This window comes from Kitasatospora sp. NPDC087861 (assembly GCF_044742585.1).
Taxonomy (GTDB): Bacteria; Actinomycetota; Actinomycetes; order Streptomycetales; family Streptomycetaceae; genus Kitasatospora.
On the sequence record NZ_JBIUUS010000023.1, the window covers coordinates 1 to 25,725 of the forward strand.

Annotated in this window: 23 protein-coding genes and 1 CRISPR repeat array; of the genes, 7 read left to right on the plus strand and 16 right to left on the minus strand. The window is 69.7% G+C overall.

Annotated elements, in window-relative coordinates:
* Positions 1-157: 157 nt before the first annotated feature.
* Positions 158-691 carry a hypothetical protein gene (locus tag ACIOJE_RS28645; RefSeq protein ID WP_400779972.1) on the minus strand — a complete coding sequence of 178 codons (534 nt, stop codon included), beginning with the start codon at positions 689-691 and terminating at the stop codon, positions 158-160.
* A gap of 127 nt (positions 692-818) precedes the next feature.
* Between ACIOJE_RS28645 and ACIOJE_RS28650 the strand changes: the two genes are divergently transcribed.
* Both ACIOJE_RS28650 and ACIOJE_RS28655 read left to right on the plus strand, forming a co-directional pair.
* Positions 819-1,793 carry a tyrosine-type recombinase/integrase gene (locus ACIOJE_RS28650; protein ID WP_400779974.1) on the plus strand — a complete coding sequence of 325 codons (975 nt, stop codon included), beginning with the start codon at positions 819-821 and terminating at the stop codon, positions 1,791-1,793.
* A gap of 234 nt (positions 1,794-2,027) precedes the next feature.
* On the plus strand, positions 2,028-3,443 hold the full coding sequence (locus ACIOJE_RS28655) for a hypothetical protein (RefSeq protein ID WP_400779976.1): 1,416 nt from the start codon (positions 2,028-2,030) through the stop codon (positions 3,441-3,443).
* 263 nt (positions 3,444-3,706) lie between these two features.
* Here ACIOJE_RS28655 and ACIOJE_RS28660 read toward each other — a convergent pair whose 3' ends face one another.
* The 5 genes from ACIOJE_RS28660 to ACIOJE_RS28680 form a co-directional block, all read right to left on the minus strand.
* Entirely contained in the window at positions 3,707-5,134 is a 1,428-nt protein-coding gene (locus ACIOJE_RS28660) for a hypothetical protein (RefSeq protein ID WP_400779978.1), read from the minus strand.
* A gap of 166 nt (positions 5,135-5,300) precedes the next feature.
* Positions 5,301-5,627 carry a helix-turn-helix domain-containing protein gene (locus tag ACIOJE_RS28665; RefSeq protein ID WP_400779980.1) on the minus strand — a complete coding sequence of 109 codons (327 nt, stop codon included), beginning with the start codon at positions 5,625-5,627 and terminating at the stop codon, positions 5,301-5,303.
* Positions 5,624-6,703 (minus strand): tyrosine-type recombinase/integrase, encoded by a 1,080-nt coding sequence (locus tag ACIOJE_RS28670; protein WP_400779982.1) that lies wholly within the window; start codon positions 6,701-6,703, stop codon positions 5,624-5,626. The genes ACIOJE_RS28665 and ACIOJE_RS28670 overlap by 4 nt, the downstream gene beginning before the upstream one ends.
* Positions 6,704-6,834: 131 nt before the next feature.
* Positions 6,835-8,313, minus strand: coding sequence for an MFS transporter (locus ACIOJE_RS28675; RefSeq protein WP_400779984.1), 1,479 nt, complete (start codon positions 8,311-8,313; stop codon positions 6,835-6,837).
* A gap of 245 nt (positions 8,314-8,558) precedes the next feature.
* A complete protein-coding gene (locus tag ACIOJE_RS28680; protein WP_396246230.1) occupies positions 8,559-9,257 on the minus strand; it encodes an SDR family NAD(P)-dependent oxidoreductase in 699 nt (232 codons plus the stop codon).
* A 105-nt stretch (positions 9,258-9,362) separates the two neighbouring features.
* Here ACIOJE_RS28680 and ACIOJE_RS28685 point away from each other — a divergent pair, with 105 nt between their 5' ends.
* On the plus strand, positions 9,363-10,289 hold the full coding sequence (locus ACIOJE_RS28685) for a helix-turn-helix transcriptional regulator (RefSeq protein ID WP_400779987.1): 927 nt from the start codon (positions 9,363-9,365) through the stop codon (positions 10,287-10,289).
* Positions 10,290-10,489: 200 nt separating this feature from the next.
* Here ACIOJE_RS28685 and ACIOJE_RS28690 read toward each other — a convergent pair whose 3' ends face one another.
* Both ACIOJE_RS28690 and ACIOJE_RS28695 read right to left on the minus strand, forming a co-directional pair.
* On the minus strand, positions 10,490-11,341 hold the full coding sequence (locus ACIOJE_RS28690) for an ABC transporter permease (protein ID WP_400779989.1): 852 nt from the start codon (positions 11,339-11,341) through the stop codon (positions 10,490-10,492).
* Complete coding sequence (locus ACIOJE_RS28695; RefSeq protein WP_400779991.1) at positions 11,338-12,249, minus strand: ABC transporter ATP-binding protein; 912 nt, start codon at positions 12,247-12,249, stop codon at positions 11,338-11,340. Before ACIOJE_RS28695 ends, ACIOJE_RS28690 begins: the two co-directional genes overlap by 4 nt.
* Before the next feature lie 133 nt (positions 12,250-12,382).
* Between ACIOJE_RS28695 and ACIOJE_RS28700 the strand changes: the two genes are divergently transcribed.
* The 3 genes from ACIOJE_RS28700 to ACIOJE_RS28710 all read left to right on the plus strand — a co-directional run bounded on the left by ACIOJE_RS28700 (position 12,383) and on the right by ACIOJE_RS28710 (position 14,880).
* Complete coding sequence (locus ACIOJE_RS28700) at positions 12,383-13,666, plus strand: sensor histidine kinase (RefSeq protein ID WP_400779993.1); 1,284 nt, start codon at positions 12,383-12,385, stop codon at positions 13,664-13,666.
* Positions 13,663-14,334, plus strand: a complete 672-nt coding sequence (locus tag ACIOJE_RS28705) for a response regulator (RefSeq protein WP_400779995.1) — start codon at positions 13,663-13,665, stop codon at positions 14,332-14,334. The genes ACIOJE_RS28700 and ACIOJE_RS28705 overlap by 4 nt, the downstream gene beginning before the upstream one ends.
* 168 nt (positions 14,335-14,502) lie before the next feature.
* Positions 14,503-14,880 carry a Tn3 family transposase gene (locus ACIOJE_RS28710; protein WP_400780133.1) on the plus strand — a complete coding sequence of 126 codons (378 nt, stop codon included), beginning with the start codon at positions 14,503-14,505 and terminating at the stop codon, positions 14,878-14,880.
* Positions 14,881-14,981: 101 nt separating this feature from the next.
* Here ACIOJE_RS28710 and ACIOJE_RS28715 read toward each other — a convergent pair whose 3' ends face one another.
* Entirely contained in the window at positions 14,982-15,533 is a 552-nt protein-coding gene (locus ACIOJE_RS28715; protein ID WP_400779997.1) for a hypothetical protein, read from the minus strand.
* 193 nt (positions 15,534-15,726) lie between these two features.
* Here ACIOJE_RS28715 and ACIOJE_RS28720 point away from each other — a divergent pair, with 193 nt between their 5' ends.
* Positions 15,727-17,121 (plus strand): endonuclease domain-containing protein, encoded by a 1,395-nt coding sequence (locus ACIOJE_RS28720; RefSeq protein WP_400779999.1) that lies wholly within the window; start codon positions 15,727-15,729, stop codon positions 17,119-17,121.
* A 351-nt stretch (positions 17,122-17,472) separates the two neighbouring features.
* Positions 17,473-19,150: direct repeats of the CRISPR family, unit length 29 nt; unit sequence GTCCTCCCCGCACCCGCGGGGGTCTGCCG.
* Between the two features lie 86 nt (positions 19,151-19,236).
* Here ACIOJE_RS28720 and cas2e read toward each other — a convergent pair.
* The 7 genes from cas2e to casA are packed head-to-tail and all read right to left on the minus strand — an operon-like array spanning position 19,237 to position 25,725.
* Positions 19,237-19,557: a type I-E CRISPR-associated endoribonuclease Cas2e gene (gene cas2e, locus ACIOJE_RS28725; RefSeq protein WP_400780001.1), complete on the minus strand. Its 321-nt coding sequence runs from the start codon at positions 19,555-19,557 to the stop codon at positions 19,237-19,239.
* Between the two features lie 43 nt (positions 19,558-19,600).
* Complete coding sequence (gene cas1e, locus ACIOJE_RS28730; RefSeq protein WP_400780135.1) at positions 19,601-20,524, minus strand: type I-E CRISPR-associated endonuclease Cas1e; 924 nt, start codon at positions 20,522-20,524, stop codon at positions 19,601-19,603.
* A gap of 59 nt (positions 20,525-20,583) precedes the next feature.
* Complete coding sequence (gene cas6e, locus ACIOJE_RS28735; RefSeq protein ID WP_400780003.1) at positions 20,584-21,240, minus strand: type I-E CRISPR-associated protein Cas6/Cse3/CasE; 657 nt, start codon at positions 21,238-21,240, stop codon at positions 20,584-20,586.
* Positions 21,237-22,082, minus strand: coding sequence for a type I-E CRISPR-associated protein Cas5/CasD (gene cas5e, locus ACIOJE_RS28740; RefSeq protein WP_400780005.1), 846 nt, complete (start codon positions 22,080-22,082; stop codon positions 21,237-21,239). The genes cas6e and cas5e overlap by 4 nt, the downstream gene beginning before the upstream one ends.
* Positions 22,079-23,251: a type I-E CRISPR-associated protein Cas7/Cse4/CasC gene (cas7e, locus tag ACIOJE_RS28745; RefSeq protein ID WP_400780007.1), complete on the minus strand. Its 1,173-nt coding sequence runs from the start codon at positions 23,249-23,251 to the stop codon at positions 22,079-22,081. Before cas7e ends, cas5e begins: the two co-directional genes overlap by 4 nt.
* A 48-nt stretch (positions 23,252-23,299) precedes the next feature.
* The gene (gene casB / locus ACIOJE_RS28750; protein ID WP_400780009.1) at positions 23,300-24,127 is read right to left on the minus strand and encodes a type I-E CRISPR-associated protein Cse2/CasB; all 828 of its coding nucleotides are present in this window, start codon (positions 24,125-24,127) and stop codon (positions 23,300-23,302) included.
* Positions 24,124-25,725: a type I-E CRISPR-associated protein Cse1/CasA gene (casA, locus tag ACIOJE_RS28755; RefSeq protein ID WP_400780011.1), complete on the minus strand. Its 1,602-nt coding sequence runs from the start codon at positions 25,723-25,725 to the stop codon at positions 24,124-24,126. Before casA ends, casB begins: the two co-directional genes overlap by 4 nt.

The window sequence follows — 25,725 nt, forward strand, 5'->3', positions numbered from 1 at the left end:
CGCGGACGGACGGGTACAACCCGCTACGCTTCTTCACCTGAGGAGTGCAGCTTTCCTGACGACGACAAGAGCCCTAGACAAGCCCTATCGTCCCAGGTCAGCGGCACTCCTCGTTTCTTGCTCACGGCTCGGACAGCCCACCTCGTAAAAGCCGAGGCTAATGGAAGTAGGCGCCGGCCGTCGGAGTCATCAGGAGGAGGATGACGAGGAGCGATCCCAGGGTCGCGAGCGGGAAGCGCACCAGGACCACGGGGCGCACCCAGGACGGAAACCCGGCCTTCGCGGCGGCGAGAACGGCTCGTGCGTCGATGTTCCGCACCGTGGGGTCGGTGGACTTCCGGAAGGCCGCCTCGGTGAAGCGGGTGGCGAACACCTGACTGGCGGTCACGGAGCCGACGGCGATCAGGACGACCGGTTCGACGATCCAGGACAGGAGGCGGCCGGTCCCGTTCGCCGTGAGGTTGAGTGCGGCCAGCGTCGTCAGAGTCGCAGCGATGGCCAGCGCGAGCAGGAACTCCCACGTTTTCTCCTTGAACCTGATCCCGTGCTGCGCGAGGACCGCGGCCGGGTATCCCTGCCTGACCACCTCCGCTTCGGCTGCCCGTTGGGCCTGGGGGTTGAGGAACATCCGTGCCAGATCGTGCGCTAAGCCCGGATCGCCGCTGGTCGGCACCTGGCGGGTCGTCGGCACTGGCCGGGCCGTGAAGTCATTCCACAGATAACGCCCTATTATCTGCGGTATTACTGAGCGCGACCTGCGGGGACGTCTTCCGTACGCTGCGTGAAGCGGCCCTGTTATCTGTGGCAAGGGGGAGACGGTGCCCGCGGTCCTGCTGCTGCCGACCGGGAAGGCGCTGACCGTCCGGACGGCGGCTGACGCCTTCCTCGACTCGCTCGCCAACCCGAACACCGTCCGGAACTACGGCATCGCGGTCGGGAAGACCGCCGAGCGGATCGGGGAGGGCCGTCCGCTTGCCGCCGTGGCGGACGACGAGATCGGCGAGGCGCTGGAGCTGCTGTGGGGCAGCTCGGCGGTGAACACCTGGAACGCCCGCCGCGGTGCGGTGCTGTCCTGGACGAGCTGGTGCGCCGTGCGCGGCTACGACGGGCCGGCGGTTCCGGCCTGGGCGAAGCGGATGGCGCCGCCGGACTCCGACACCCCGGTGCGCTCGAAGATGGCGATCGACCGGCTGATCGCCCGCCGGGACGTTCACCTGCGCGAGAAAACCCTTTGGCGGATGCTCTACGAGACGTGCGCCCGCTCCGAGGAGATCCTGGACGTCAACATCGAGGACCTGGACCTGGCTGGCCGCCGCTGCCCGGTGAAGTCCAAGGGCGCCCAGCCCAAGGTCCGCCGCCGCGGTGCGACCCGCGCCGACTACGTGCTGGAGACGGTGTACTGGGACGCCGGCACCGCCCGGCTGCTGCCGCGCCTGCTCAAGGGTCGCACCCGCGGGCCGGTATTCGTCACCCACCGCCGCCCCGGCCCCGGCAAGGTGCTCTCCGCCCGGGACGTCTGCCCGGACACCGGCCTGGCCCGCCTCTCCTACGGCCAGGCCCGCGCGCTGCTCGACCAGCACACCGCCCTGGCCGGGCCGGGCACTGGCTGGGACCTGCACGAGTGGCGGCACTCCTCGCTGACCCACCTCGGCGAGCAGGGCACCTCCGAGCTGATGCTGATGGCCAAGTCCCGCCACAAGAAGGCGGAGAACATCCGCCGGTACTTCAAGCCGTCCCCGGAGGCGATCGCCGAGGTGACCGGCCTCCTCGCGCCCGGCGACGCCCGGCGCTGAGCGGCACCGCAGGCATCGCCCGATCGGGTGGAGAAGATCAATTTCTGCCCGGAAGAGCTCACGCCGGGCGTAGAACTGCCGTACAGCACATCCCCACCGCTAGCAAAGGACCGTTTGCGAGAGTAGCGCCGCATCGAACCTGCGACCTCGGCGCTCCACTCATCGAACGTAATCGACCGGACAGGTTCCTGAGATCCGCTGCACGAGAGACACCCGACCGCCCATGATGAGGCCATGAGATCTCGTGAAGAAGAGCACGCACAGGACAATGAGCGCCTTCGGCGGCTGTTCAACGATCCGGTGCGTGCTGCAGGCGTGCTACAGGAAGCAGCGGTGAGACACGACGCTCCAGGCCACGTATCTCGGATCCTGCTTGACAACGCAACCGTTGATCAGGCGTTGCGTTACTTTTCAGAGGCAAGTCGAGGGGAACGTATTGCTCTCCCTCGGATTGATCAGACGATGCCTCTCACCTTGCAAGAAATCTTGCGGCAAGGTCACAGGAGGGTTCGCCGGCCTCGATTCGCACTGCTCGCGGTAGCAGAATTCGTTAACGCCGCTGTTCTCTATGAGGAGATTTTGACCGGCCCCGAAGGGGGGCGCGTTTTGTACGCTGATCCGATGGTGGCCGAGGTGCAGCGGATCGCGCGAACGGTAACAGAAAAAACTTCCTGGGATGAGGTATTCGCGGTACTTGCTTTAGCTAAGGCGACAGCCGTTGAGGCTGCAGATTCGCAGGGTATGATCGAAAAAATCGGCGCTCTACTGGAAGTCCCGCTGGAAGGTGACAACGTCCTGCGTCACCTGAGAGAGATCGAATTGGAAGTGGCAGGCGGCACCGGGCATAAATACGGGATCATAGATGAACGCGTCTATTACCCGTCGACCGTGGATAACCTCACGAATAGCCAGGCAGCCGTTACCAGGATCGATCCGAATGATAGATTTCTGGACTCCGACTGGCTCCCGCATGGAACGGACCGTGTACCCTGCGGCCCGGAGTTCTTCGCTTCGCACTTGATCTATCGAACGCGCGTGTATCTACTCCTGGCCGACCTGATCGGCTGCCCTTATGGGGCCGATGCACTACGAAGTGAGCTTGTTCAGACACCGCAGAATCGCGGGTTTGCCGAACGGGTGGCAACCCTGGTGGGGGATGCCGAAAACGCCCGTGATCGACAAACTAACGAGATGCTCGGCTATGAGGCATTCAAGATTCGAATCCCTCTGGTCCTCAAAAACGTACTCAGTCGCGCAACGAGACCCAGCGAGGTCCTGGAGATCACCCTTGAAACGAGGGACAGCAGATCTGCCCGGCGATTCCGAAAGTACTGTGCCCGTGTGGACAGTGCTATTGCCGAGGGCAAGCGCGACGACGTCGCCCGAGCCTGCACCGAACTCTCCGCGTACGGCGTACGATTCGAAGCCGAGTTGTCCGAGCAGTCATCGATGAGAGGGTCGGCAATGCAGGCAGCTAAGGAGTTGATCAGTGTTGGCTCTCCTCTGCTGGGCGCCCTTCTTCCCGGCCTTGGCCTCGCTGCAGGAAAGACCAACCGTTGGTTCAGGGGCCGCAAATTTGCCTTCGTGGAGCAACTTGCTAGCACCCCACGCAACCTCAGCGAGATTGAGCAAGAATTCGCTCACCTCTGACACCGCCTGTAGGCGTTTCCATATCGGTAGCCCGGATTCGATGATGACCAGTGCAAGAATCGCAATACCATCAAACGGAGACAACCCGGGTGTCACACCGAGGCTGTGGCTGCTTTCCCGCTACAGAGAGCTACTTGTCACTTCGCCGTAGCTTTGGGAGAGCAGGGCCTTGAGCCCCGTGGGTTCACGGAAACTGAAGGGTCTTCACCGCGAACCCGAGGGTCCACTGTCTTGATTCTGGGGGATGGGCCCGTGGGTTTGCGTCAAGACGCGGGTCCGCCTTCGGCGGTCTGCTCCAGGAGGGCCCGTGCGGAGTTCGCGTAGCGGATTGCGGTCTTCTCGTCGATGCCGAAGACGAGGGAGAGGTGGAGCGGGTCGGGGCCGTGGGTGAGAGCTTCTTCGAGCTGGCGGTCGACACGGAGTCGTTCGAGGGTGGCGGTGAGGTTGCGGGTGGCCCGGGTGGTCCAGAGCCTGCCGGCGGGGCCGAGTTCGACGGCGGTCTTCTGGGTGATCAGCAGGTAGGGGTTGGCGGTGTTCGGCCAGCGGGTTCGGCGGTAGTCGAGCCAGTCCAGCAGGGCTCGGTGGGTCAGGTCGTCGAGCAGGCGGACGTGCCCGCCCACGGTGATGCGCCGGTTGCCGAGGTCGACGTCGTCCAGCCGCATCGTGCGGATCATCTTGGGCCGTGCCGCGTGGACGGCGGCCAGGGCCATGATGAGCCGGATGTCCGGGGTGGTGGCGGCAACGACGGCCTGGTCGATGTCGGCTTGGGGCAGTGCCTGGATGATGCCACCGTCCTGGCGCGGGACGCGGATCCGCAAGGTGGGGTTGCGGAAGACCTGTCCGTTCTTCTTCGCATGGCGGAACAGCGACCGCAGCGCGACGATCCGGCTCTCTCGCTGCTTGCCGCCAGCGGCGCCCCTGGCTGCGATGACGTCCTCGCGGGTAACCTCCCGCAGGTGGTCGTAGCGGCCGGACCACTCCAGCAGCACCGGCTGGATCTCGTTGAGGTAGACCCACGCGGTCTGCCGCGCGCGGGGCTCGGACCTGGGCCCGCCGTCGAGCAGGGTCCGGGCCCAGGACTCGACCACGCCGCGGATGCCCGGGGTCACGACGTTGAGCTTGCGCTCCAGCCAGCGGTCGACCGCCGGAGCGCGGTCGTCGGCGAACAGGCCCATCTGGTCCAGGACTTCAGCGGTCCGACCGACCGAGAGGCCGCGTCCTCGCAGTGCGGGAAAGATCTCGGAGTACCGGATCGACTCGCCCTCGGCGTGCGCGGACAGGACGATGACCAGCGCCCGGTCCACGTCGCTGGCCACCCAGCGACTCCACCCGCGCGCCTCGCCCAGCGCCCGGGCCACCCGACGAGCGTGGATCAGGTCGGGGTTGGCCAGGTCGGCGTGCCGGTCCCGGTCGAAGTGGCGGTAGTCGCGGCTTGCGGCGAACAGCGGGGGCTGGATCCAGCCTGTCGGCCTGAGCGGTGGGGCAGGCTCCGAGGGCCGTTTGAGGACACGGCGCCCCTGCTTGCCGACCGGCGGCCCGCCGTTGCGGGGTCGCTGCAGGTTCGCGAAGAACAGCTGCTGGCAGGACACCCGCTGCAGATAGGGCTCCAGTACCGAGGCCCTGCCACTGGCCTTGATTGCCCAGGTGGCCTGGGCCCGGCAGAGGCGGCAGTAGCCGTGCCTGTCGTCCACGGGAACCTCGCGTCCGCAGCCCAAGCACCTTCCGACGGCGTGCAGTTGGCCGTAGGTGTAACAGCCGCGGCAGAATCGCCCGGGCAGTTGCCCCCAGGCGAAGCAGCCTTCGCACGAGGCCGGAGCCTTCGTGTCGCCGATCTTGCCCATCGCGCCGCAGCTCCTGTCAGTCCGGTGGGAGCGAGCGGCCGTCGCGGCGCTTGGGCGCTACCCCCGGGGAGAGGGTGGAGCCGACGGCCACTCGTCCGGTCTCCTGCTGTCCGGGGCGGGGGACCTTGTCCGGCTCGGGCAGCAGCAGGTCGCCGATGTCGCAGCCGAGCACGACGCAGATGACGTCCAGGTCCTCCAGCTTGAGGGAGACCGGCTGGCCCGACCACAGCCCGGACATCTTCCCGGCAGAGATCACCAGGCCGTGCTCGGCAAGGCTCCGCTGCAGCTCGGACGCCTTCCAGATGCCCTTGTTCGCGGCGGTCAGCCGCAGGTTCCACTTCATCCCATCAGTCCTTCCAGCCGCTTCGCGGCCCGCTGCTGCCCGGCGAGCCAGGCGTCCTCGACCCGGGTCTGCTGGACGTGGATGTACCTCATCGTCGTGGCGATCCAGGAATGTCCCAAAACCTCCTGAATTGCGACCAGATCCAGGCCGCCCAGATAGAGCTCCGACGCACAGAAGTGCCGCAGGACATGCGGGGTCAACTTCTCAGCCCAGCCTGGGAGATGAGACGCAACGGCAGCGGCCAGGCCGTTCCGCAGGGCATCATCGCCGACCCGGCGCGAGGAGCCATCCGCGTTCTTGCGCTCGGAGGGGAACAGCGGGGCGCCAGGGCGGGTGTGGTCGTCGTCGAACTGGCCCCAGACGTCCTCGATGAACCACCGCAGCGTCCGATCCGCGCCGTTGATCAACGGCACCATCCGCTCGCGCGGGCCCGAGCCGCGGGCGCCCTTGCCGAGGCGGACGTGCAGCTTGCCGAACCGCCCAAGCTCCCACTTGATGTCGGTGAGGTCGAGCCCACATGCCTCGCTCACCCGGAGCCCGACCTGGGACATCAGCTTCGCGGCGGTGTAGTTCCTGGCAGTCGGGGCGAACTTGCGGCAGGTCGCCAGCTCGCTGCCCCAGCCAGTGAACAGCCGGCCGACCTCCGGTTCGGTCGGCGGGATCCGCAGCTGGGCGTCCTTGGAGCCGCGCGGGCGGTTCATCTCGTCGATCGGGCACTCGACCACGCGCCCGGTCATCTGGTGGATCTCGACCTTGTGCCGCAGCTCCAGGAACAGGAAGTACGTGCTCAGAGCCTGGGAGCGGGCCAGACGGGTGCCGCTGGGCGAGCCCCGCAGTACCCGCCCGAAGTATGCGTCCGCGGCGGCCGGTTCCAAGTCCCAGAGTGGCCGGCCGAACCACGTGCGAATCTGTTCCAGGTGCCCAACGTCGCCGCGGATCGTACCGTCCGTCAGCCCCGCCGACGCCCGTGCCAGCACGAACCCGGCCAGCACATCGGTCTCGAACCGCTCCAGTTCCTCCGCCGAGACCGGATCCCGGTACTCGCGCAGGTCCCGCACCACCGCCAGCGCCGCCAACTCGCGCCTCCTCGCCTTCGACCGGACCGCAAATCGGTCGCACAAGCTGAGAACGCTTCAAGAATCCTGAAGTTACGTCACAGGCCAGCAGAACACTCGAAGGAGGAAGAAGCCCCTGGCCACGGCCTCGGTCACTCAGCGGGGCTCAGGAGAACTCGCGGGATGTCGCACACTCGGCGACGCTCTCCTGGCCCTTCTGCTTGAGTACAAACGCGGCGACGAGGGCAGCGACCACCAAGAAAGCGGCGGAGATGTGGAACGCCGTCTGGTGCCCGTGGACCTGAGCAGCGAGTGCTGCCGCACGGCCGTTTTGTCCCGGCGCTGGCGTCGAAGGACGTCGCAACCGACGTGGACACGCCGGTCAGGATCGCCAGCCCCAGGGAACCGCCGAGCTGCTGCGAGGTGTTCACCAGGCCAGAGGCCAGGCCGGTCTGCGACCAGTGGACGCCGGAGGTTGCCGCGACCGTGATCGGACCGAATACCGCGCCCGCGCCGATGCCCAGCAGGACGAAACCGGGCAGCAGGTTCGCCCAGTAGTTGCCGTCCGCCGGTATGAATGCGAGCAGAAGCTGTGAGAGCGCGATGATGACCGAGGCAACGAAGAGGATCGGCTTGTATCCCCACGCCCTGAGCAACCGCGGGACCTGCGATCCGACGATCATGATGAACGCCGGAGTCACGAGGAGCGCGAGACCAGTGAGTGTCGGCGTGTGGCCGAGGACTCCCTGCATATAGAGCGAGGAGAAAAAGAAGGAGCTGAATACTCCGGCGATGATCGGAATCATCGCCAGGTTCGCGCCGAGAACGTTGCGGATCTTAAAAATTCCGAACGGCACCAAGGGGTTCTTGCTGCGCAGCTCGACGGCGACGAAGAGCGCCAGCAGCGCGAGGCCGCCGATGATGAGCCCGAGCGTGGAGGAAGAACCCCAACCCCGGGCCGGCGCCTCAGCGACGCCGAACACCATCGCCATCACCGCGGCCGTGATGACGATCGCACCGGGAATATCGAGCTGCCGATCGGTCGCCTGTCGCTCATCCGTGGGCAGCAGTTTCGGCGCAATCGCCAGCACGACGATCGTCACGGGCACATTGATGGAAAAATTCCATCGCCAGTTGAGGAACTGGGTGAGCACACCGCCGAGCAGCGCTCCGACCGCGCCACCCGCGGAGGCCACGATGCCCCAGGCCGAGAGCGCGACGTTACGCCGATGCCCTTCGGCGTAGGAGACGAGCACGATCGACAGCGCCGACGGTGTGAGCAGCGCACCCGCGAGACCTTGGACCGCGCGAGCGGCGATGAGCATGCCGTCCGAGACGGCGAGGCCGGTCACCAGCGAAGCAAGCCCGAAGAGGACCACGGCGATGATGAACCACCGCTCGCGTCCGAACAGGTCGGCGAGGCGTCCGCCGAGCAGCAGGAAACCGTCGAATACCAGTGTGTATGCAGTGCCGACCCACTGGAGGTTCTCTGGGCTGAGGCCGAAGGAACTCTCGATCGAGGGCAGCGCGGCGTTCACGATCGTCGTATCGAGGATCACGATGAACTGCGCGAGCGCGACCAGGACGAGGACCCCCCATCCGCCCATCCGGCGCGTTGCAGTCGAAGACATCGGTATTGACTCGGAAAGGGCTGGGCCGTATCCGGCCGGGTGTGGGGCGGCTGACGGGTCTGCGGGCCCATGCCGGCGGTCAGCAGCCAGGTGAAGCTTGCTGCCCGCCTCTGGAGCACTGAAGGAGAGCGGATTTCTGCCGGAGATTCCGCCGACGCCAGTAGCAGCGGCGGTTCTCCCGCCCAACCGGTCTCGATGTTCTGCCCGTTCTGTTCTTCAGGGCCGGTGACCCGGCACCGCCGGTGTCAGGACCAGGCGATCTCGCCATGGCGGTCGATGAAGCGTCCGGTGCCGGCGCCGGGCTCCTCGGTGGCGAGGGCGACGATCGCGTCCGTGCCCTCGGTGAGGGTCTGGGAGCCGCTGTGACCGTTTATGTCGGTCGCGGTGTAGCCGGGGTCGGCGGCGTTGACGCGAATGCCCTTGAGCCCTTTGGCGTACTGCGTGGTCAACATCGTCAGCGCCGCCTTCGAGGAGGCGTACAGCGGCGCGACGACGTGCGACTCGGACCGGCCGGGGTCGTGGGTGAAGGCGAGGGAGCCCATGCCGCTGCTGACGTTGATGATCACGGGGTCGTCCGAGCGGCGCAGCAGTGGCAGGAACGCGGTGGTGGTGCGGACCACGCCGATGACGTTGACGTCGAGGACGGCGCGGGCGTCGGCGGCGGTGAGGTCGCCGGGATCACCGAAGGGTCCCTGGACCCCCGCGTTGTTGATCAGGACGTCGATCCTGCCCTCGTGCTCGGCGACGTCCGCGGCGGCGGCGGCCACGGACGCGTCGTCGGTCACGTCGATGGGGACGAAGCGTGCGCCCAGCGCGGCGGCTGCCTCCTCACCCCGCTCACGGTCGCGGGCTCCCAGGAGAACGGTGTGACCGCACGCGATGAGGCGGCGGGCGGTCTCGCGGCCGATGCCCTTGTTGGCTCCGGTGATGAAAGTGATCGTCATGCCTTCGATGGTTGCCTTGACGAGGGAGCCGGACCAGGGACGCTTCGACGGTGGGAAGACCAGTACCACCCTTGCGCCCCCGCATGTGATCGGGGATGCAGGAGGATGAAGAGCATGACGACGACACCCCCCGGGGCCGGACTGGGCGCGGCGATCCGCACATGGCGGAACCGGCTGCCCCCGTCGGCCGCCGGGCTGCCGGTCGTCCGCAAGCGCCGGGCTGTCGGGCTGCGGCGCGAGGAACTGGCCGACCTGGCCGGAGTGTCGGTCGACTACGTCGTGCGCCTGGAGCAGGGGCGGGCCACGACACCCTCGGCGTCGGTGGTGGCGTCCCTGGCGCGCGCCCTCCAGCTGTCCACCGCCGAGCGGGACCACCTCTACCGCCTGGCCCAGATCGTGCCGCCGGCGGACGGCACGATCTGCGACCATCTCCCGCCCGGTATGCAACGAGTGCTCGTCCGCCTCGGAGACGTACCGGTTGCCGTGTTCGCGGCGGACTGGCAACTGGTGTGGTGGAACCACGGGTGGGCCGCCCTGCTGGGCGACCCCTTGGCCTCGCCGCCGCGGATGCGCAACTTCGCCCGCGACAGGTTCCCGGTGGGCGCCGATCACACCCCCCTCGTGCTGTGGCCGGTCACCGATACGGACCCCGACACCACCGACGCCGCCCTCGTCTCCGACCTGCGCCGCGCCACCGGCCGCTTCCCCCGGGACAGTCGCCTGGCCGCGCTGGTCCGCGACCTGAACGCAGGCAACGAGAGGTTTGCCGAGTTGTGGGCGAAGGGAGAGGTGACCGCGAACCGCGAGGTCCGCAAGACGGTCGACCACCCGTCGGTGGGCCCGGTCACGGTGGACTGCGATGTTCTGACCGACGGCGACACCGAGCTCAAGATCGTCATCATGACCGCCGCGCCGGGCAGCGAGGACGAGACCAAACTCCAGCTCACCACCGTCGTCGGGCGAAGCCAGCCCGGTTGGGTGTCACAGGTCGCGCGTCTCAAAGACCTCGGCGGTGGATCACGGTCGCGGTGATCAGCGTCGAGACGACGGACCAGGCCGCGAAGGTGAGCCACCTTCCGGTTCGAAATGGTGTCGGCGATTCACCTGTTCGCAAGCAGAGGGAAAGGCGCGGGTTGATGGGCCCGGAGGATCGTGGAGTCGACGTTCGCGTCCCACATGATCAGCCCGGCTACATCGGCCCGCGCCTGGGAGAAGGTCCAGCGGAGCGCCGCTCACTGGTCCCGGTGGTTCGAGGTGAAGATGGCCAGCACCGCGGCGACCAGCACCCAGATGGCGAGGACGGTGCAGGCGCCCGTCACCGTCCACGGCCACATCGTCGTGGTGGCCTGCTCGTAGCCGATGCGCCTCCAGGCCTGAAGGACCGTCATGTGCAGGAGGCTCACGGTGAGATGCTTCTGACTGTTCAACAGCGAGGGCAGGACGAAGAGCAGCGTGATCGTGGCCACGATGGTGAGCGCGCTGTGCCGGATGACTGCGGCCAGCCCCATGCCCACGAGTGCGGACACCGGAGCGAGCACTGCGGACGCGACGAGCAGGCGCACAACACCGTGATGGCCGAAGCCGACGGCGGCGTCCTGACCGGACAGAATCCCCTGGGCCGCACCAAACGAGACCAACGCCAAGGCCACACCGAGGACGGTCGTGGTCACGGTGACCACCGCCACCTTCGCGGCCATCACCGAACGGCGAGCCGGGACGGCCGTGAAGGTGGTCCGGATCATGCCGGTGGTGTACTCACCGAGGATCGTGATGGCACCGATGGCGCCGGCACCGAGAATCAGCAGTGTGGCGGCGCCGGTGGGGAACGAGTCGCCCACCGTCCCGAACATGCGGAAGTACTCCCGGTGCTGCTCGTCGTACTGTGCCCAGTTCTGGGAGTCGGCATAGGCGGCGGTGACGGTGACCGTAAGGACCGCCGCCACGGTGGCGGCGAAGGCCCAGGGAGTCGAGCGCAGCGACCACAGCTTGATCCACTCGGCAGCGAACAGGTCGGCGAAGCGGGCCTTGGGCTTCAGAGTCGGCGCGTTGGGCGCCACGGTCATCGTCGTCGTCGGTGCGGTCACTGGGTCTCTCCTGCGAGGTATTCGACGCTGTCGGCGGTCAGCTCCATGAACGCCTCCTCCAGCGAGCCGGTGTGGTTGGTCAACTCGTTCAGCAGAATGCGGTGTTGGAAGGCGATCTCGGCGATCTGGTCCGTGTTGAGCCCGACCACTGTGAGCTGCCCGTCGGCCTCGCGCTGGACCGACGCGCCCTCGGCGGTCAGCAGCGGCGACAGGCTGGCGGGGTCCGGTGTGCGAATCGACACGCTCCGGCCTGTCCCGCGGGCCGCGAACTCCGCCAGGCTCTCCGCGGCGATCAGCTCGCCGCGGCCGAGGACGATGAGCTGGTCGGCGGTGTGCTGCATCTCGGACATCAGGTGGCTGGAGACGAAGACTGTGCGCCCCTCGCCGGCCAGCCGGCGGAACAGGCCACGCACCCAGTACACGCCCTCTGGGTCGAGTCCGTTGAGCGGCTCGTCGAAGAGCAGCACCGGCGGGTCGCCGAGCAGCGCGGCGGCGATGCCGAGGCGCTGGCGCATGCCGAGGGAGAAGCCGCCGATCCGCCGGTCCGCCGCGTCCGCGAGACCGACCTCGCGCAGCACCTCGTCCACCCGACTGCGCGGGATCGCGTTGCTGCGGGCCAGCGCGCGCAGGTGGGCCCGCGCGCTGCGCCCGCCGTGCATGTCACCGGCGTCCAGCAGCGCACCGACATGCCGCAGACCCCGGGGTAGCGAGCGGAAGGAGCGGCCGTCGACGGTGACCGTCCCGCTGGTGGGGGTGTGCAGGCCGAGGATCAGCCGCAGTGTGGTGCTCTTGCCGGCTCCGTTGGGGCCGAGGAACCCGGTGACGTGACCGGGATTCACGGTGAAGCTCAGATTGTTGACCGCCGGCTTCTTGCCGTAGCGCTTCGTCAGTTCGTGGACTTCGATCATGTCCTCAACGGTGCCCGGGTCGGGGCCGGGCGGGCATCGGACCAGAACTGACACTCCGTCGCGGCACCCGTCGACCCTGGTTGTACAACCGTGGTCCGATGCCCGCGGGAGGGCACCTGGTTACGATCACCGCATGTCCGTGACACCGACCCTGCCCCTGCTCAAGCGCGTGCCACCGGGCGCGTGGACCGCCCTGGCCTGGTGTGTGTCGGTCGCGTACCCCGCGGTTGTACTCGGCGGGAAGCCGGACCATCCCGTCTCCCACGCGGGTGGCACCGCCGGGCACCGGGACTGGGCACTCCTCACCGCCGCGTCCCTCGTCGCGTTCAGCGCCGCCGCCCTACTGCGCCGGCGGCCGCTGCTGTCGATCGCCCTGCTGCTCGTCGCCACCCTCGCGGTGACGGACGCGACGCGCGCGAACGTAGAGCTGCCACTGACCGCGCTCTTGGCGGTCGACGTCGCGCTCTGCCTGGTCACGGCCGCCCGGCCGTGCCGGACCTCGCGTGCCGCCCTAGCCCTGGTGCTGGTCGTGCTGATCACCCACCTGGGCATGGTGCCCGACAACACCTTCGGGTTGACGACCGCCACGTACGACGGTGCTCCGGCGCCGGGGACCGTTTTCGTCATCGATCATTTCCAGCTGACCACCAGCCTGCCGCACATCGGCGTCTCGGACCAGGGTGTCCTGGCCGCCGTCATCGCCTGGCTGGTGGGCCGGTCGATACGCCAATCCCGCGAGCACGCCGCGGTGTTGAGCGCTCAGGTGGCCACGCAGGCGGTCACCGCCGAACGGCTGCGGATCGCCCGGGAGATGCACGACACGGTGGCGCACAGCATCGGCATCGTCGCCCTGCAGGCCGGTGCGGCGCGGCGGGTCATCGACAGCCGGCCGGACCGAGCGCGCGACGCGTTGACCGAGATCGAGACCGCCGGGCGGGAGACGCTGTCGGGGCTGCGACGGATGCTCGGCGCGCTGCGCCAGGCCGAGCAGGACACTGGCGCCGAGACCGCCCCGCTGCACCAGCCGTCGGGCCTGGCCGACCTCGACCGGCTGGCCGCCGCGACGACCGCGGCGGGCGTGCGGGTCGACGTCCGATGGCAGGGCGAGCGGCGCCCGCTGCAGCCAGAGGTCGACCTGGCGACCTTCCGCATCATCCAGGAGTCGATCGCCAACGTGGTACGCCACGCCGAGGCCACCTCCTGCCAGGTGTCCATCGACTGCCGGACGAACGACGAGGTGGCCGTCGAGATCACCGACCGGGGCCGCGGCCACGGCACGACCCCGGGCAGTGGCTACGGCCTCGCAGGACTGCGCGAGCGGGTCACCATGCTGCACGGGGAGTTCCACGCCGGCCCCCGGACCGGCGGCGGCTTCCGAGTCGCAGCCCGGCTGCCCGTGGCGGGCGGAGCGCGATGAGCGTCCGCGTCGTGCTGGTCGACGACCAGCCGCTGGTGCGCGCCGCCCTGGAGATGGTTATCTCCGGCACACCCGACGTCGAGGTCGTCGGGGAGGCCGGAACCGGGGCGGAGGCGGTCCAGTTGGCCGAGGAGCTGCACCCTGACGTGGTGGTGATGGACATCCGCATGCCCGGCATGGACGGCATCGAAGCAACCCGCCTGGTCACCGCGGGCCCGGGAGAACCGCGCGTGGTCGTGCTGACCACCTTCGACGACGACGATTACGTCTACGCCGCGCTGCGCGCGGGGGCCTCCGGCTTCCTGGTCAAGGACATGGCACTGGACGACATCCTCACCGCGATACGGGTGGTCGCCGCCGGGGACGCCCTGATCGCGCCGAGCGTCACCCGCCGCCTGATCGCCGAGTTCGCCAGACGGCCCGAGCCCGCCCCATCCGCCCCTGCTCCCGTGTCCCGGAGGGCCAGCGGCATCACCGACCGGGAGCGCGAGATCCTCACCCTCGTCGGGCGCGGCCTGTCCAACACCGAGATTGCCGCCGAGCTGGTCATCAGCGTGGCCACCGTCAAGACGTACGTGACACGGCTGCTCGCCAAGCTCGACGCCCGCGACCGGGTGCAACTCGTCATCCTCGCCTACGAGACGGGCCTGGTGACACTGCCCCGCTGAACACCGCACCAGGTTCCCCACCCCGCACCTAAACGGATCGTCGCCTCCGGGGCCTGGCCCTGTCGCGCGGGGTACGACGGCTGGAAGCCTCAGTGATCTGGATGGTGGATGGGGGCGACAAAAGCACCCCAAGCTTGACAAACCTGATTCCACAGAATCGCCCGCTACCTGCGCGATCGCGACCTCCAGCGCGAGATCCAGGAGGGCCTCAACGTCGTCGAGGGCTGGAACGGCGCCAACGACATCATCTTCTTCGGCAAGAGCGGCGAACTCTCCTCCAACCGCCGTGACCAGCAAGAACTGTCCGTTCTCGCGCTCCATCTCCTGCAAACGGCGCTCGTCTTCGTGAACACCCTGATGATCCAGGACATGCTCGCCGACCCCGAATGGGCCGACGTCCTAACCGACGAAGACAAACGGGCCCTGACCCCGCTGTTCTGGATGCACATCCAGCCCTACGGCGAGGTCCGGCTGAATATGGGCAGCCGCCTCCAACTCGCGGTTCCTGCCTCCACCGACCCCGAACTGGAGCCGGCTGCGACCTGAACACCAGCGCACACCACTTGGCCCCTCGCCACGTCCTTGAAGGGGCCAATCTTCGATTCGAAGGTTACTCGCGGGTTACTTGTCACCTGGTTCGCGGCTTGTTAACGGCGCCCCTCGTAGGCGGACTGGTCGGACTGGCAGGCCGCCAACACCCATACCCGCCGACGTTCCGACCGGACCAACGATCGCAGGTGCTCGGTCACCACCGTGCCGGAATGGCAGAGGTCGAGCACGAGCAGGACGGCCGGCTCGCCATCCCCTTCCACGGTCAGGTTCTCGGCCATATCGACCCAGCGGGAGAGGGCCTCGGTGAGCCGCCCATCCCCTCCGACGACCTGGAGACCGTGACTGTTACGGGTGGGCTCGCCGTGTCCGAGCAGGTGGATGACGGTGAAGTCGGCGCCGCCGGTGACGGCTCCCGTCAGGGCGTCACCAAGCGCGGCCGCAGTCGATGCGGGATCCGGGTCGGGCTCCAGGACGACGTAGGAGTACTGCGCGCCCAGGACCTCGCGCGGGCGTTGCGCATAGGGGGCCGCGTATGCGAGCGGCTGCCACTTGGACGGCACCTCGTCATCGAGGCTCGCAGCCGTACCCTCCACGCCGACCACCAGCGCCTGACGTTGCACTCCATCCCCGTTCGCGGCGGCTCTCATCTGATGTCCGGAATCCGACTCGGAGAGATTACTCGACGTAGCACGTCCGGCCCGTCCGTGAACGAGGCGAGAGCCGTCGGCGCAGCCGGAACCACCCTCTTCCCCTCGGATCACGACCCGGCCGGCCGCTGCGCGGGGAGACCGGTGTCCGCAAGCCCGTCGGTTCCCTGCCGCACGCGCATACAGTTTCCTGGTGACCAGGCCCGACCCCTACGACGTCCTCGCCCAGTGGCTCGCCGCCGGCCTCGGCAAGCACGGCCGCGCCCTGCAGGGCACCACACCCACCCGCTACGAGGCCGACCTGCGGGACTGGCTGTACTTCACCGAGGAGACCACCGGCATCGGCGCCTGGAACGCCGACGCGTCGACGGCATCCACCTGGGCCTACGCCCCCGCCCTGCGCCGCCCGAACCCCGACCGGCCCTCCCGCCGCCCGCTGGCGCCGCGCGTCTCCCTGCACAACCCGGCCCGGCGCCTGGCCGCCCTCGCCGCCTTCTACGCCTACGCCGCCGGCGCCGGCCACATCCCCGAGCCCCCGTTCAACGCCGCCGCGCTGCGCCCCGCCCCCACCGCGCTGCCGCGCACCGCGCCGCTCACCCTGGAGCAGGCGGCCGGGATGCAGTTCGCGGCCGACGACGTCCTGCCCGGCCGCCGGCGTCGCGGCCCCTACGACACCGCCCCGCACCGCGACCGCCTGCTCGTCCACCTCCTCCTGGACGGCCTGAGGCCCCGCCAGGCCGTCGGCATCGACCTGGAGGACCTGCACGAGGAGGACCCGCACCACCGGACCCGCACCCTCGCCTGCCCGGCGCCCAAGGGCGACGGCACCATCACCCACCAGCCCTCCCGCGACGTCTGGCAGGCCATCGCCGACTACCTGCCCCACCGCGTCGACGGCCGCGACCCGGACACCGGCCGCCGCCCGCTACTGACCAGCCGCAACGGCAGGCGCCTGGACTCCAACACCATGCCCGGACGCATCGTCAAGGCCATCGCCGCACGCGTACCGGAGCTCATCTTCGAACCGAACACCGTCACCCCCGACCGTCTCGCGATGGCCCCCGCCGTCCTCCTGGACCACCCGCTCCCCGCCCCCGGCGCCGACGGCTGGGCCCCGCCGGACGCCCCGCCCCTCGAACGCCTGCGCCTCGACCTGCTCCACGCCCTCGGCACCGCCCCGATCTGCCCGCCCACCGCCGGCGGCTGCCCCGCCGACTGCGAGCGCTGCGCCGTCCGCAAACGGCTGTGGGCCCAGTGGGAACAGCGCTGGAACGCCTCCGACCCGGCCTACCTCTCCTGGCCCGTACCGCCCTACGACCACCGGCAGCGCCCCGCCGAACGCCTCCTCGCCTACCACCGGGGACGCTGCGCGATCTGCGGCTCCGCCCCCGAGGCCGGCCGCCCCGCCCACACCGAGGACCACGACCCGCACACCGGCCTCACCCGCGGCCTGCTCTGCCACCGCTGCCGCCCCCAGGCGGAACAGGGAGCGGCACCGTTCTGGGTCCGCTACCACGAGCGGCCACCCGCAGCCATCCTGGGCCTCGAGCTGCGCTACCCGGCGCTGCGCACAGAGCTGCGGAGCTGAACCCGGGGACGGCACCCGCTCCACCCGCGCGGCACACCGCTGACGCCCTTGGAGCAGCGACAGCTGATGCACGGAAACGCGAACGCCGACGCAGAGCAAGTCGGGTTCTCCCGCCCCATCCCTTCGTCTGCTCTTAGGGGTCGATCGCCTGACTACACGCCCTTGACGTCAGCCCCGTCAGCCCTCGTGGATCGCCAGTGGCCCTCACCAAGCCAACCATGACACGATGCGTCAGCGGTCCTTCACACCTCAACAACTTGCCCATCAGGAACACGAAATCTGTACTTGCTCGACCTTCGACCCATTGGCCAAGAAATGGCAAAGCCGCTTCTCCGTCGCAGGTCGCGAAGGGTCCTCCCCGCACCCGCGGGGGTCTGCCGCCCCGCGCGATCGACCGCATCACCGAACCCGCGTCCTCCCCGCACCCGCGGGGGTCTGCCGACCCCGACGACCAGGCCCGCTGGGAGGCCTTCGTCCTCCCCGCACCCGCGGGGGTCTGCCGCCGAAACGCGACCTCGACGTCCACCCGCTCGCGTCCTCCCCGCACCCGCGGGGGTCTGCCGGCGGGACGGGACGGGGGAAGGGGTGACAGAAGGTCCTCCCCGCACCCGCGGGGGTCTGCCGCAGGTCCGGCAGATGGTGGCGTCGATTCAGGGGTCCTCCCCGCACCCGCGGGGGTCTGCCGCACCGTCTACGGCCTGGCGACCAAGAGCAACCGTCCTCCCCGCACCCGCGGGGGTCTGCCATCCGCTTGCGGGGGAACCGGCTCGGCGGTTTCGTCCTCCCCGCACCCGCGGGGGTCTGCCGTTTCGGGCAACGTACTCGTTGACCATCGCGTGGTCCTCCCCGCACCCGCGGGGGTCTGCCGATGATCACTTCCCCCTTTTGGCGGTTGAGGCGGTCCTCCCCGCACCCGCGGGGGTCTGCCGGTGTAGGCGTACCGGCCCGGCCGCTCCCTGGTGTCCTCCCCGCACCCGCGGGGGTCTGCCGTGTGGGCACACCGGCTCCCTGTGCGCGCGGCCGTCCTCCCCGCACCCGCGGGGGTCTGCCGGTGGGTGGCGTCTTGGGCCGCTGCGCGGGCCTGTCCTCCCCGCACCCGCGGGGGTCTGCCGGACGCCTACCGATGACCGTCCCCCCGCCCCCGGTCCTCCCCGCACCCGCGGGGGTCTGCCGTTGGCGGCGGGGGTGCCGCACACGATGGGAGGGTCCTCCCCGCACCCGCGGGGGTCTGCCGTTGGCCGGGTCGCAGTGCTCGGGCTGGTGGTCGTCCTCCCCGCACCCGCGGGGGTCTGCCGGGGTGCGAGGTGTACGGGTCGTGCGATGGATCGTCCTCCCCGCACCCGCGGGGGTCTGCCGACCGGGCTGGGCCGTGCCGTATGCGGTGTGGCGTCCTCCCCGCACCCGCGGGGGTCTGCCGCGCGGCCGGTGGGTCTCGGCGCGGCGGAGCGGCCGTCCTCCCCGCACCCGCGGGGGTCTGCCGCCACTGCTTCGACTTCTCCCCGCCGATCTGGCGTCCTCCCCGCACCCGCGGGGGTCTGCCGCCCGAGATCCACCACCACGCGGCCAGGACCGTGTCCTCCCCGCACCCGCGGGGGTCTGCCGACCTCCGGCCGGACCCGCGCGGCGGAGCGGCCGTCCTCCCCGCACCCGCGGGGGTCTGCCGCCGTTGCCGTGCTGCTCGGCGGCGTCCAGCATGTCCTCCCCGCACCCGCGGGGGTCTGCCGTCGGCTTCGTCCCCGGGCTCGTCGTCCGGGAGGTCCTCCCCGCACCCGCGGGGGTCTGCCGCCCGCCGCCGCCCTGATCATCGCCGCCGGATTGTCCTCCCCGCACCCGCGGGGGTCTGCCGCCCGCCGCCGCCCTGATCATCGCCGCCGGATTGTCCTCCCCGCACCCGCGGGGGTCTGCCGTCCGCGCCCTGGTGGGCGAGACCCGGGAGTCGGTCCTCCCCGCACCCGCGGGGGTCTGCCGTTCGCGTCGAGGAGGTCCCGCAGTTCGGTGCCGTCCTCCCCGCACCCGCGGGGCGGACACCTGCGGAAACAGGGGCTTCAACCCCAGACACGGCTGACCCCCGCTGGCGCGGGGCGCGGGGCGGATACTTCCCGACCTGCAACGTTTCTACGCCTCTGCCATTCCTTGACCATTGACGCCCTGCGCGCCGACCATCGCGACCAACGTCAGCCCGTCGAAGTCAATCGGCTTTCGCCGCTGCTCACCCGCAGTCCGCAGCTCGAAGCCCTGTTCGTTGGCTGCCGCATGGACCAGGACTGCCACGCCACTTCCGACGCATCCGCTGACTGCCTGCCACAGCTCATCCCGCACCTTGGCGGAGATGGTGCCGACGTAGAGCTGGGGTGTGACTTCGATGAGCCAGCGGGTGAGGGCGCCTCGTACGTGGTCGGGGACTGCGGTGGCGGACAGGACGGTCATAGTCGCCATGGCCACCCCCCGGCGAAGCGCGAGCGAAGAGTATGGAAGCGCTTCACAGCAGCTCCTCCCCCGCGTAGTTGACCCCGCCGGGGATGGGGCCGGAGACCGGGTCCCACAGGTCGACGAGTTGTTCCTCCGGGTCCGGGACGGTGATGTCCTGGTCCGGGGCGAGCAGGCGCTGGATGTCGGTGACGATGCGCGGCAGGAGGCGGAACAGGCGCAGGCCGTCGCGGAAGCCGCGGCGGGCGTCGGCTTCCGGTTGTGGGGAGGCGTGGAGGGAGAAGGCGAGCGGGATGGTGAGTTCGGCCTTGTAGAGGTCGGCGATGTCGTAGACGAAGGCCTGCTGGTTGCCGCTGTGGACGAAGCCGAGGGCCGGTGAGCAGCCGAGGGCGAGGATGGCCGCGTGGACGATGCCGTAGAGGCAGGTGTTGGCGGAGGAGAGGGCGAGGTTGACGGGGTCCTGGGTGTCCCAGGAATCCGGGTCGTAGTTGCGGCGGAAGCGGCCGATGCGGTGTTGCTGGGCGAGGAGGCGGTAGTGGGCCTTGATTCGTTGGCCTTCGAGGCCTCGGAGCTTGTTGAGGTTGCTGCCGGTGGGTACGGTGCCGCGGCCGAAGCGCTGCTCGTACATGGCGGTGGCGACGGCGAGGCGGGTGCTGTCGTCGGCCCAGGTGCGGGCCTGGCGTTCGAGCCAGGTGGTGGTGAGCGAGTCGGGGAGAGTGGCGGCGTAGCAGCGGACGCCGCCGGCTCCGGCGATGACGACGGTGGTGCCGTGGCGGGCGAAGGTGGCGAGGGCCCGGGCGGTGATGGAGGTGCCGGGGCCGAGGAGGACGCAGCTGAGGGCGGCGGTGGGGAGGTAGACGGTTTCGGTGCCGCGGTGGGGGCTGGTGACTTCGGCGCAGACGCCGGTGTCGTCCTGGACGATGCGGACGATGTCGAGGTAGAGGAAGGAGAGGGAGTCGGCGACCCGGGGCAGCATGGCGACGGTGGGGGCGGCCAGTTTGCGGCGCGCGGAGCCGGGGTCGGGGCGGCGGCCGGTCACTGCGGCCTCCGGTGGGGGGCGATGCTGAGGAGGCCGCAGCCGTAGGCCTTGCCCTTGCCGATGCCGTCGGTGAGGCGGGTGCGCAGGCGGTCGGCGTCGGTGATGACGGCGGTGCCCTCGAAGAGGACGCGGTCGTGCTTGACGGGCCGTTGGTCGCTGTGTCGGTGTCCCTGGGCGGCGTCGAGGGGGCTGGAGTGGAGGGTGTCGAGGTTCAGGCCCGATGACTCCGCTTGACGGGTCCACCAGTCGTCGGCGGCGGATCCTTGGAGGGGGACGACGGCCTTGAGTTGGTAGAGCTCGCGGGTGGTGCGGCCGGGCTTGCGGATGGGGTTGGCGGCGATGCGGTAGCGGATGTGCAGGCCGGGCCGGAGAGCGTCCAGGAGTGGTGTGAGGGGTTTGGTCGCGGCCTGGCCGTATCCGGTGGGGAGGCGGTCGAGGTCGGGTTGCCGGGCGCTTTGCAGGAGGATCTGGTCACCGGCGGGCGTGGACTCGCTGCGGAAGAGGACGCCGAGGCGGCGGCGCGGTTCGTCGTCGGCGACGTGGTCGGGGAAGAGCGACATCATGCGGTGGTGCAGGTCGACGGCGCCGGCGTTGTCGCGACGGGCGTCGCGGCTGCGCGGGTCGGGGATGATGCGGGTCAGCCACAAGGTCATGCGGGAACGCTTTCGGGACGGATGGTGTGCTGGTCGAGGTAGTCGCCGAGGGCGGTGAGGTAGTCGGCGGCGAGGCCCTTGCAGCGGCTGGCGGGCAGGGTGAGGGTGCGCTGGTAGCGGGGGCGGGCGCGGTAGGCCCGCCGCCGGGGGTGGAAGGTGAGGGGGTCGTCGGTGACCTCTCCGGCGGGGGTGCGGCCGTCGTCGTCCCCGGGCTGGGGGTGGTCGCCGGGCTGGGGGTGGTTGCCGAGGCGGTCGAGCGGCTGGTCGCCGTGGAAGACGATGTCGACGGTCTTGGTTCCCGTACAGACTCGTCGGGCGATCGGCAGTTGGACGAGGTGGTGCAGGGGGTCGTCGACGGGGCCGAGCAGCAGCGGCCCTTCGGCCGGGCAGGAGCGCCGGCCGAGGTAGGGGGGCCAGTGCGGCTTCCGGAGTGCTTCCGCCCACTCGTCGAGGTGCCCCGGGTCCGCGGTGATGACGGCGGTGAAGGAGGCGTCGGCGAGGTAGTAGCGGTGGGACAGCAGCGTGGCGGTGGCGCCGGAGCGCTTCTTTCCCTCTGCGGTGGTGACGGTCCGCGCCGCAGGCAGCCCGCCACCGACGGTGTGCAGGTCGCGCAGGATAACGCCCGCGCGGTCGGTACGCACGGTGAGCGAGAGGGTGGCGAGATCGCTGATGTCGTCGCCGCGCTTCCTGCCGAGGGCCGCGGCGAGCAGGCCGATGACGCCGGAGCGGGTGGGGAAGGGCGCGGTGTCGCGTTCGTTGAACTGGCTGGTCTCGCCCCAGGACTGCAGCGGCGCGGCCAGGCGCAGCAGCAATCCGCGGGTGTTGGTGGTAGCGGGGCTCATACCGCGGCCTCGGCGGGGGCGGTGGCGAAGGCGGCGTCGACGGCGGTGTCGATGAGCTGGGGGAAGGAGTCGACGCGGGTGCCCAGGCCGTCGAGGTCCTTGTCCTCGAGGCTGGCCCAGGCGGCGGTGACGGTACCGCGGTTGCCGAGGAGTTTGTTGGCGGCGGTGGCGTAGCGGGCGAGGGCGGCGCGGGAGGCGGGGGCGTAGCCGCCGTTCTCCTGGGAGGGGACGGGCTGTTCGAAGGCGGCGGCGTAGGAGAGGGGACGGTCGCTGCGGACGGCGATGTGGACGAGGTCGGGGATGGTGTGGGGGGCGGTGGCGGTCTTCTTGGCGCGCGGGAGGGAGAGGATGAAGGCCTCGGCGAATCCGGCGGCGAGTTCGCGGGCGGCGTCGCGGTCGCCGCCGAGGTTGTGTTCGAGGTCGGCGAGGTCGACGGTGGCGTAGCGGTAGAAGACGCCAGCGCTGAACTCGGCGTGGCCCATGTGGGCGCTGCCGGTGGTGTCGCCCCAGGCGGAGGTGACGTCGTCGACGGCGGAGAAGTAGTCGAGTTCGACGTCGCTGCCGTGGGTGGTGAGGGCGTGGGCGACCTGGACGGCGCCGTCGACGCCGGCATCGTCGACCTCGGCGAGCATGCGGCCGAAGAGGTTGATGACGCCGTTGCGGCTGCGCAGGATCGCGTCGATGGTGTCCTTGGGTAGGACGCTCTTATCGCTGGTCTTCTTGATGTCCTTCGCGTTTTCGAGGTCGGTTCGGTGCTCCTCGGCGAGGTCGGCGAGTTCGGCGACGGCGCTCTCGGGCACGTAGACCATGGCGTTGGTGGTGATGACGGGCGAATCCTTGGCCGTCTCGAACTTGATGCTGCTGCCGGCGGCGACGTGCTGGCCGGCGCGCTGGGCGAGCCCGATGGGCCAGCCGCGTTCCTCTTGCAGGAGGCGGGTGACGCGGGCGCCGATGCGGCGGGTGCGCAGGGCCTGCTCGCCGAAGCTGTCCTGGAAGTACTCGCGTACGGCGCGCTTCCAGGACTGGCTGCTGACGCGGGTGCGTTCGGTGTCGCCGTAGCGCACGGTCTTGACGGAGTTGTTGTCGTCGCGGTTGAGGTTGGCGAACGGGACGCTCTGGACGACGTGGATGTCGAGGAAGCGGGCGGTGGTGCGGTCGGGGCCGGGCATGCTCTGCTCCTTGGGTTGGTGTGTGTGGGTGGTAGGGGTCGGACTTGGTCAGGCCTCAGGCTCGGCGCCGTCCGGGCCGACGGCGTCGGCCTGGTCGTCGTCGTGCTCGCGGGCCCTGCGCTCGCTGTCCTTCTGCAGGGCCCGGTAGTAGTCCTGGAGCCAGGTCCGCTTGATGGCGCCGGAGCGGCGCCGCCACTGGCAGAGGTCGACAAGGAGCTGGGCCCAATCGATCTCCACGTCGCAGCCGCGCAGTTGCCGAACGGCTCCGGGCAGGTGGCGGTGCAGCCCGTCGATGCTCTGACGGGTCAGCAGGTTGAGGCGGGTCTCGGCCGAGGACTCCCGCAGGCCGGCTCCCTGGCCTCCCTTGAGGACGCCGTCGGCGAAGGCGTGGCCGAGACTGCGCGGAGGGATCCGCTTGGCGGTGGCGGGTTCCGTACCCTCCGCGCGGCCGGCCGGGTCGCCGAGGATGTCCGGTGCCGCCGCGGCAGTCGCTGGTCCCTCGCTCTTCGGCTCGTCCTTCGGCGCCTGGCTCTCCTTCGACGTCTCGGCCTTCGCGGCGGCGTACTGGTCGCGGCTCTGCGCGGCGATCAGCGACGCGACGGTGTAGAACGCGCGCTGGACGTCGCGGCTGCGCGTCTGCTCGTCGGTGAGCCAGGAGGCCACGAAGCGGTGCATGAACGGCACGGCGTCCAGGTCCTTGCCCACGCCGCGGCGCAGGGCCGCGCGTACGCCGGGGTCGTCGTGGCTGCGCTGGTCGATCCTGGCGGTGAAAATACGTGCCCGTCCCAGCGAGGGGATCAGGACGGGTTCCTTCGGCCGGCGGACCTCGTCGTCTGCGGGTTTGGCGGGGCCCGGGATAGCGGTGGTGTTGCTCACGTGTCCTCCGTGCTGGTGGTGCGGCCTCCGGCGCCGCCGGTCTTGGCGGGGCGCTTCACCGGCCCGCCGTACAGCTCGATGCGGGCGGTGGTGCAGGCCTTGGCTCCGCGCATGGTTCCCAAGGCGCCGCAGGTGACGGTGTCGTAGGCCCGCTCGGCGAGACTGCGGAAAGCCACGGCGGCCCCGTCGAAGTCCCGTTCGTTGAGGCGCTTCCAGAACTCGGCCTCGGCGGCGGGCCAGTAGCGGGCGGCAGCGTCGACGGCCCAGGTGCAGTCACGGATCCTGGGGGCCTCGGTGAAGCCGGCCCAGGCCTTCTTGACGGCCCGGTCGAGTCGGTTGCCGTACCGCTCCCCCAGCAGACGCAGGCAGCCGATCTCGACGGCGACAGTGGGTTCCTTATCCTCCGCGAGGCCGAGTACGGGCGGGGTGACCGCGTCGACGAACTGGACGTCTTTGGCCTGGCCGTCCTGTTCGAATCCGAGCGCCCGCACTCTCAGTTCCTCCGAGACTTCCAGCGCGGTGACGAACACTTCGGGACGACGTGGTTTCGTGCTGCCTGCAGGATTCTTGAGCAGCAGGGCGTCCAGATCACGCCACAGCGCACGGCGGGAGTCGGCAGGGCGCGGGTAGGGGTTGCCCTCCTTGCTGGTCTGCCAGATCAGGTACGGATCGCCCTCTCGGGAGATCTTGAACTGGTTGGCCCAGGTGATGAACGCGTCCTCGACGTACCTGCCGGTGGCATCGGGCATGAGCAGCAGCGCGTGCTGGGAACGGGCGGTGAGTGCGGAGCACGGGCCTTTCAGCGGCGGCGGGGCGGCCGCAGGGTCGGGCAGTTCCTCGCGTTCCCACGGGCACAGGTCGTTGTCAGGACGAACGTCACGGCCAGGCTGGGGCAGTCCGGCCAGGAGCGTCTCGAACAGCGTGTCGCCCTCCGGATGGTAGGAGAGCGTGCTGCGCAGCGGGCCGGCCTTGCTGCCGGCTGCTCTGGTGGCACCGACGGTGCGGCTGGAGCACCGTCCGGAAGGGCCGTAGTAGTGCCACACGAGCAGATGCAGGACTGCTTGGGCGGGGGTCGGCAGCTCGGGGGCGGTGCTGTTGACGTGCTCGAACCAGGAGTGATTGTTGCCCGAAGGGCGGGTGGTGATGAGTTTGTCGACGCCGGCGGTGTTCGCGGGGTCGCACTGCTCGGCCAGTCGCGGGTCCTGAAGGAATGGACGTACGGGGTCGAACAGGTCGAAGCGTGGGCGGTTGCGCTGGACGAACTCGCCTACCTGCTGCGGGTCGAAACAGCCCTCCGCTACTAAGCCGAGACGACGGTCCGACCAGTCACTGGGATCGACCTCGTCGAGAAAGGCCTGGTCGAGTCCCGTCGCGCGGGCGCTGATCGCGTACAGGACGCGGTACAGCGCGGAGAGCGCCGGCGGGCTGGCGATCGCGATTTGTTCGATCTCGTGTGCGCGCAGCAGGAGTTCACGCAGGCCGACCTCGGGTGGGTGTGTGGCGGTGGAGTCCGCGTCGTCCTCCTCACTGCGAGAAACCCACCGAACAGGGATCCACGCTTCGTCGAAGAGGTTGTAGGCGGGTGGTACGGATGGCAT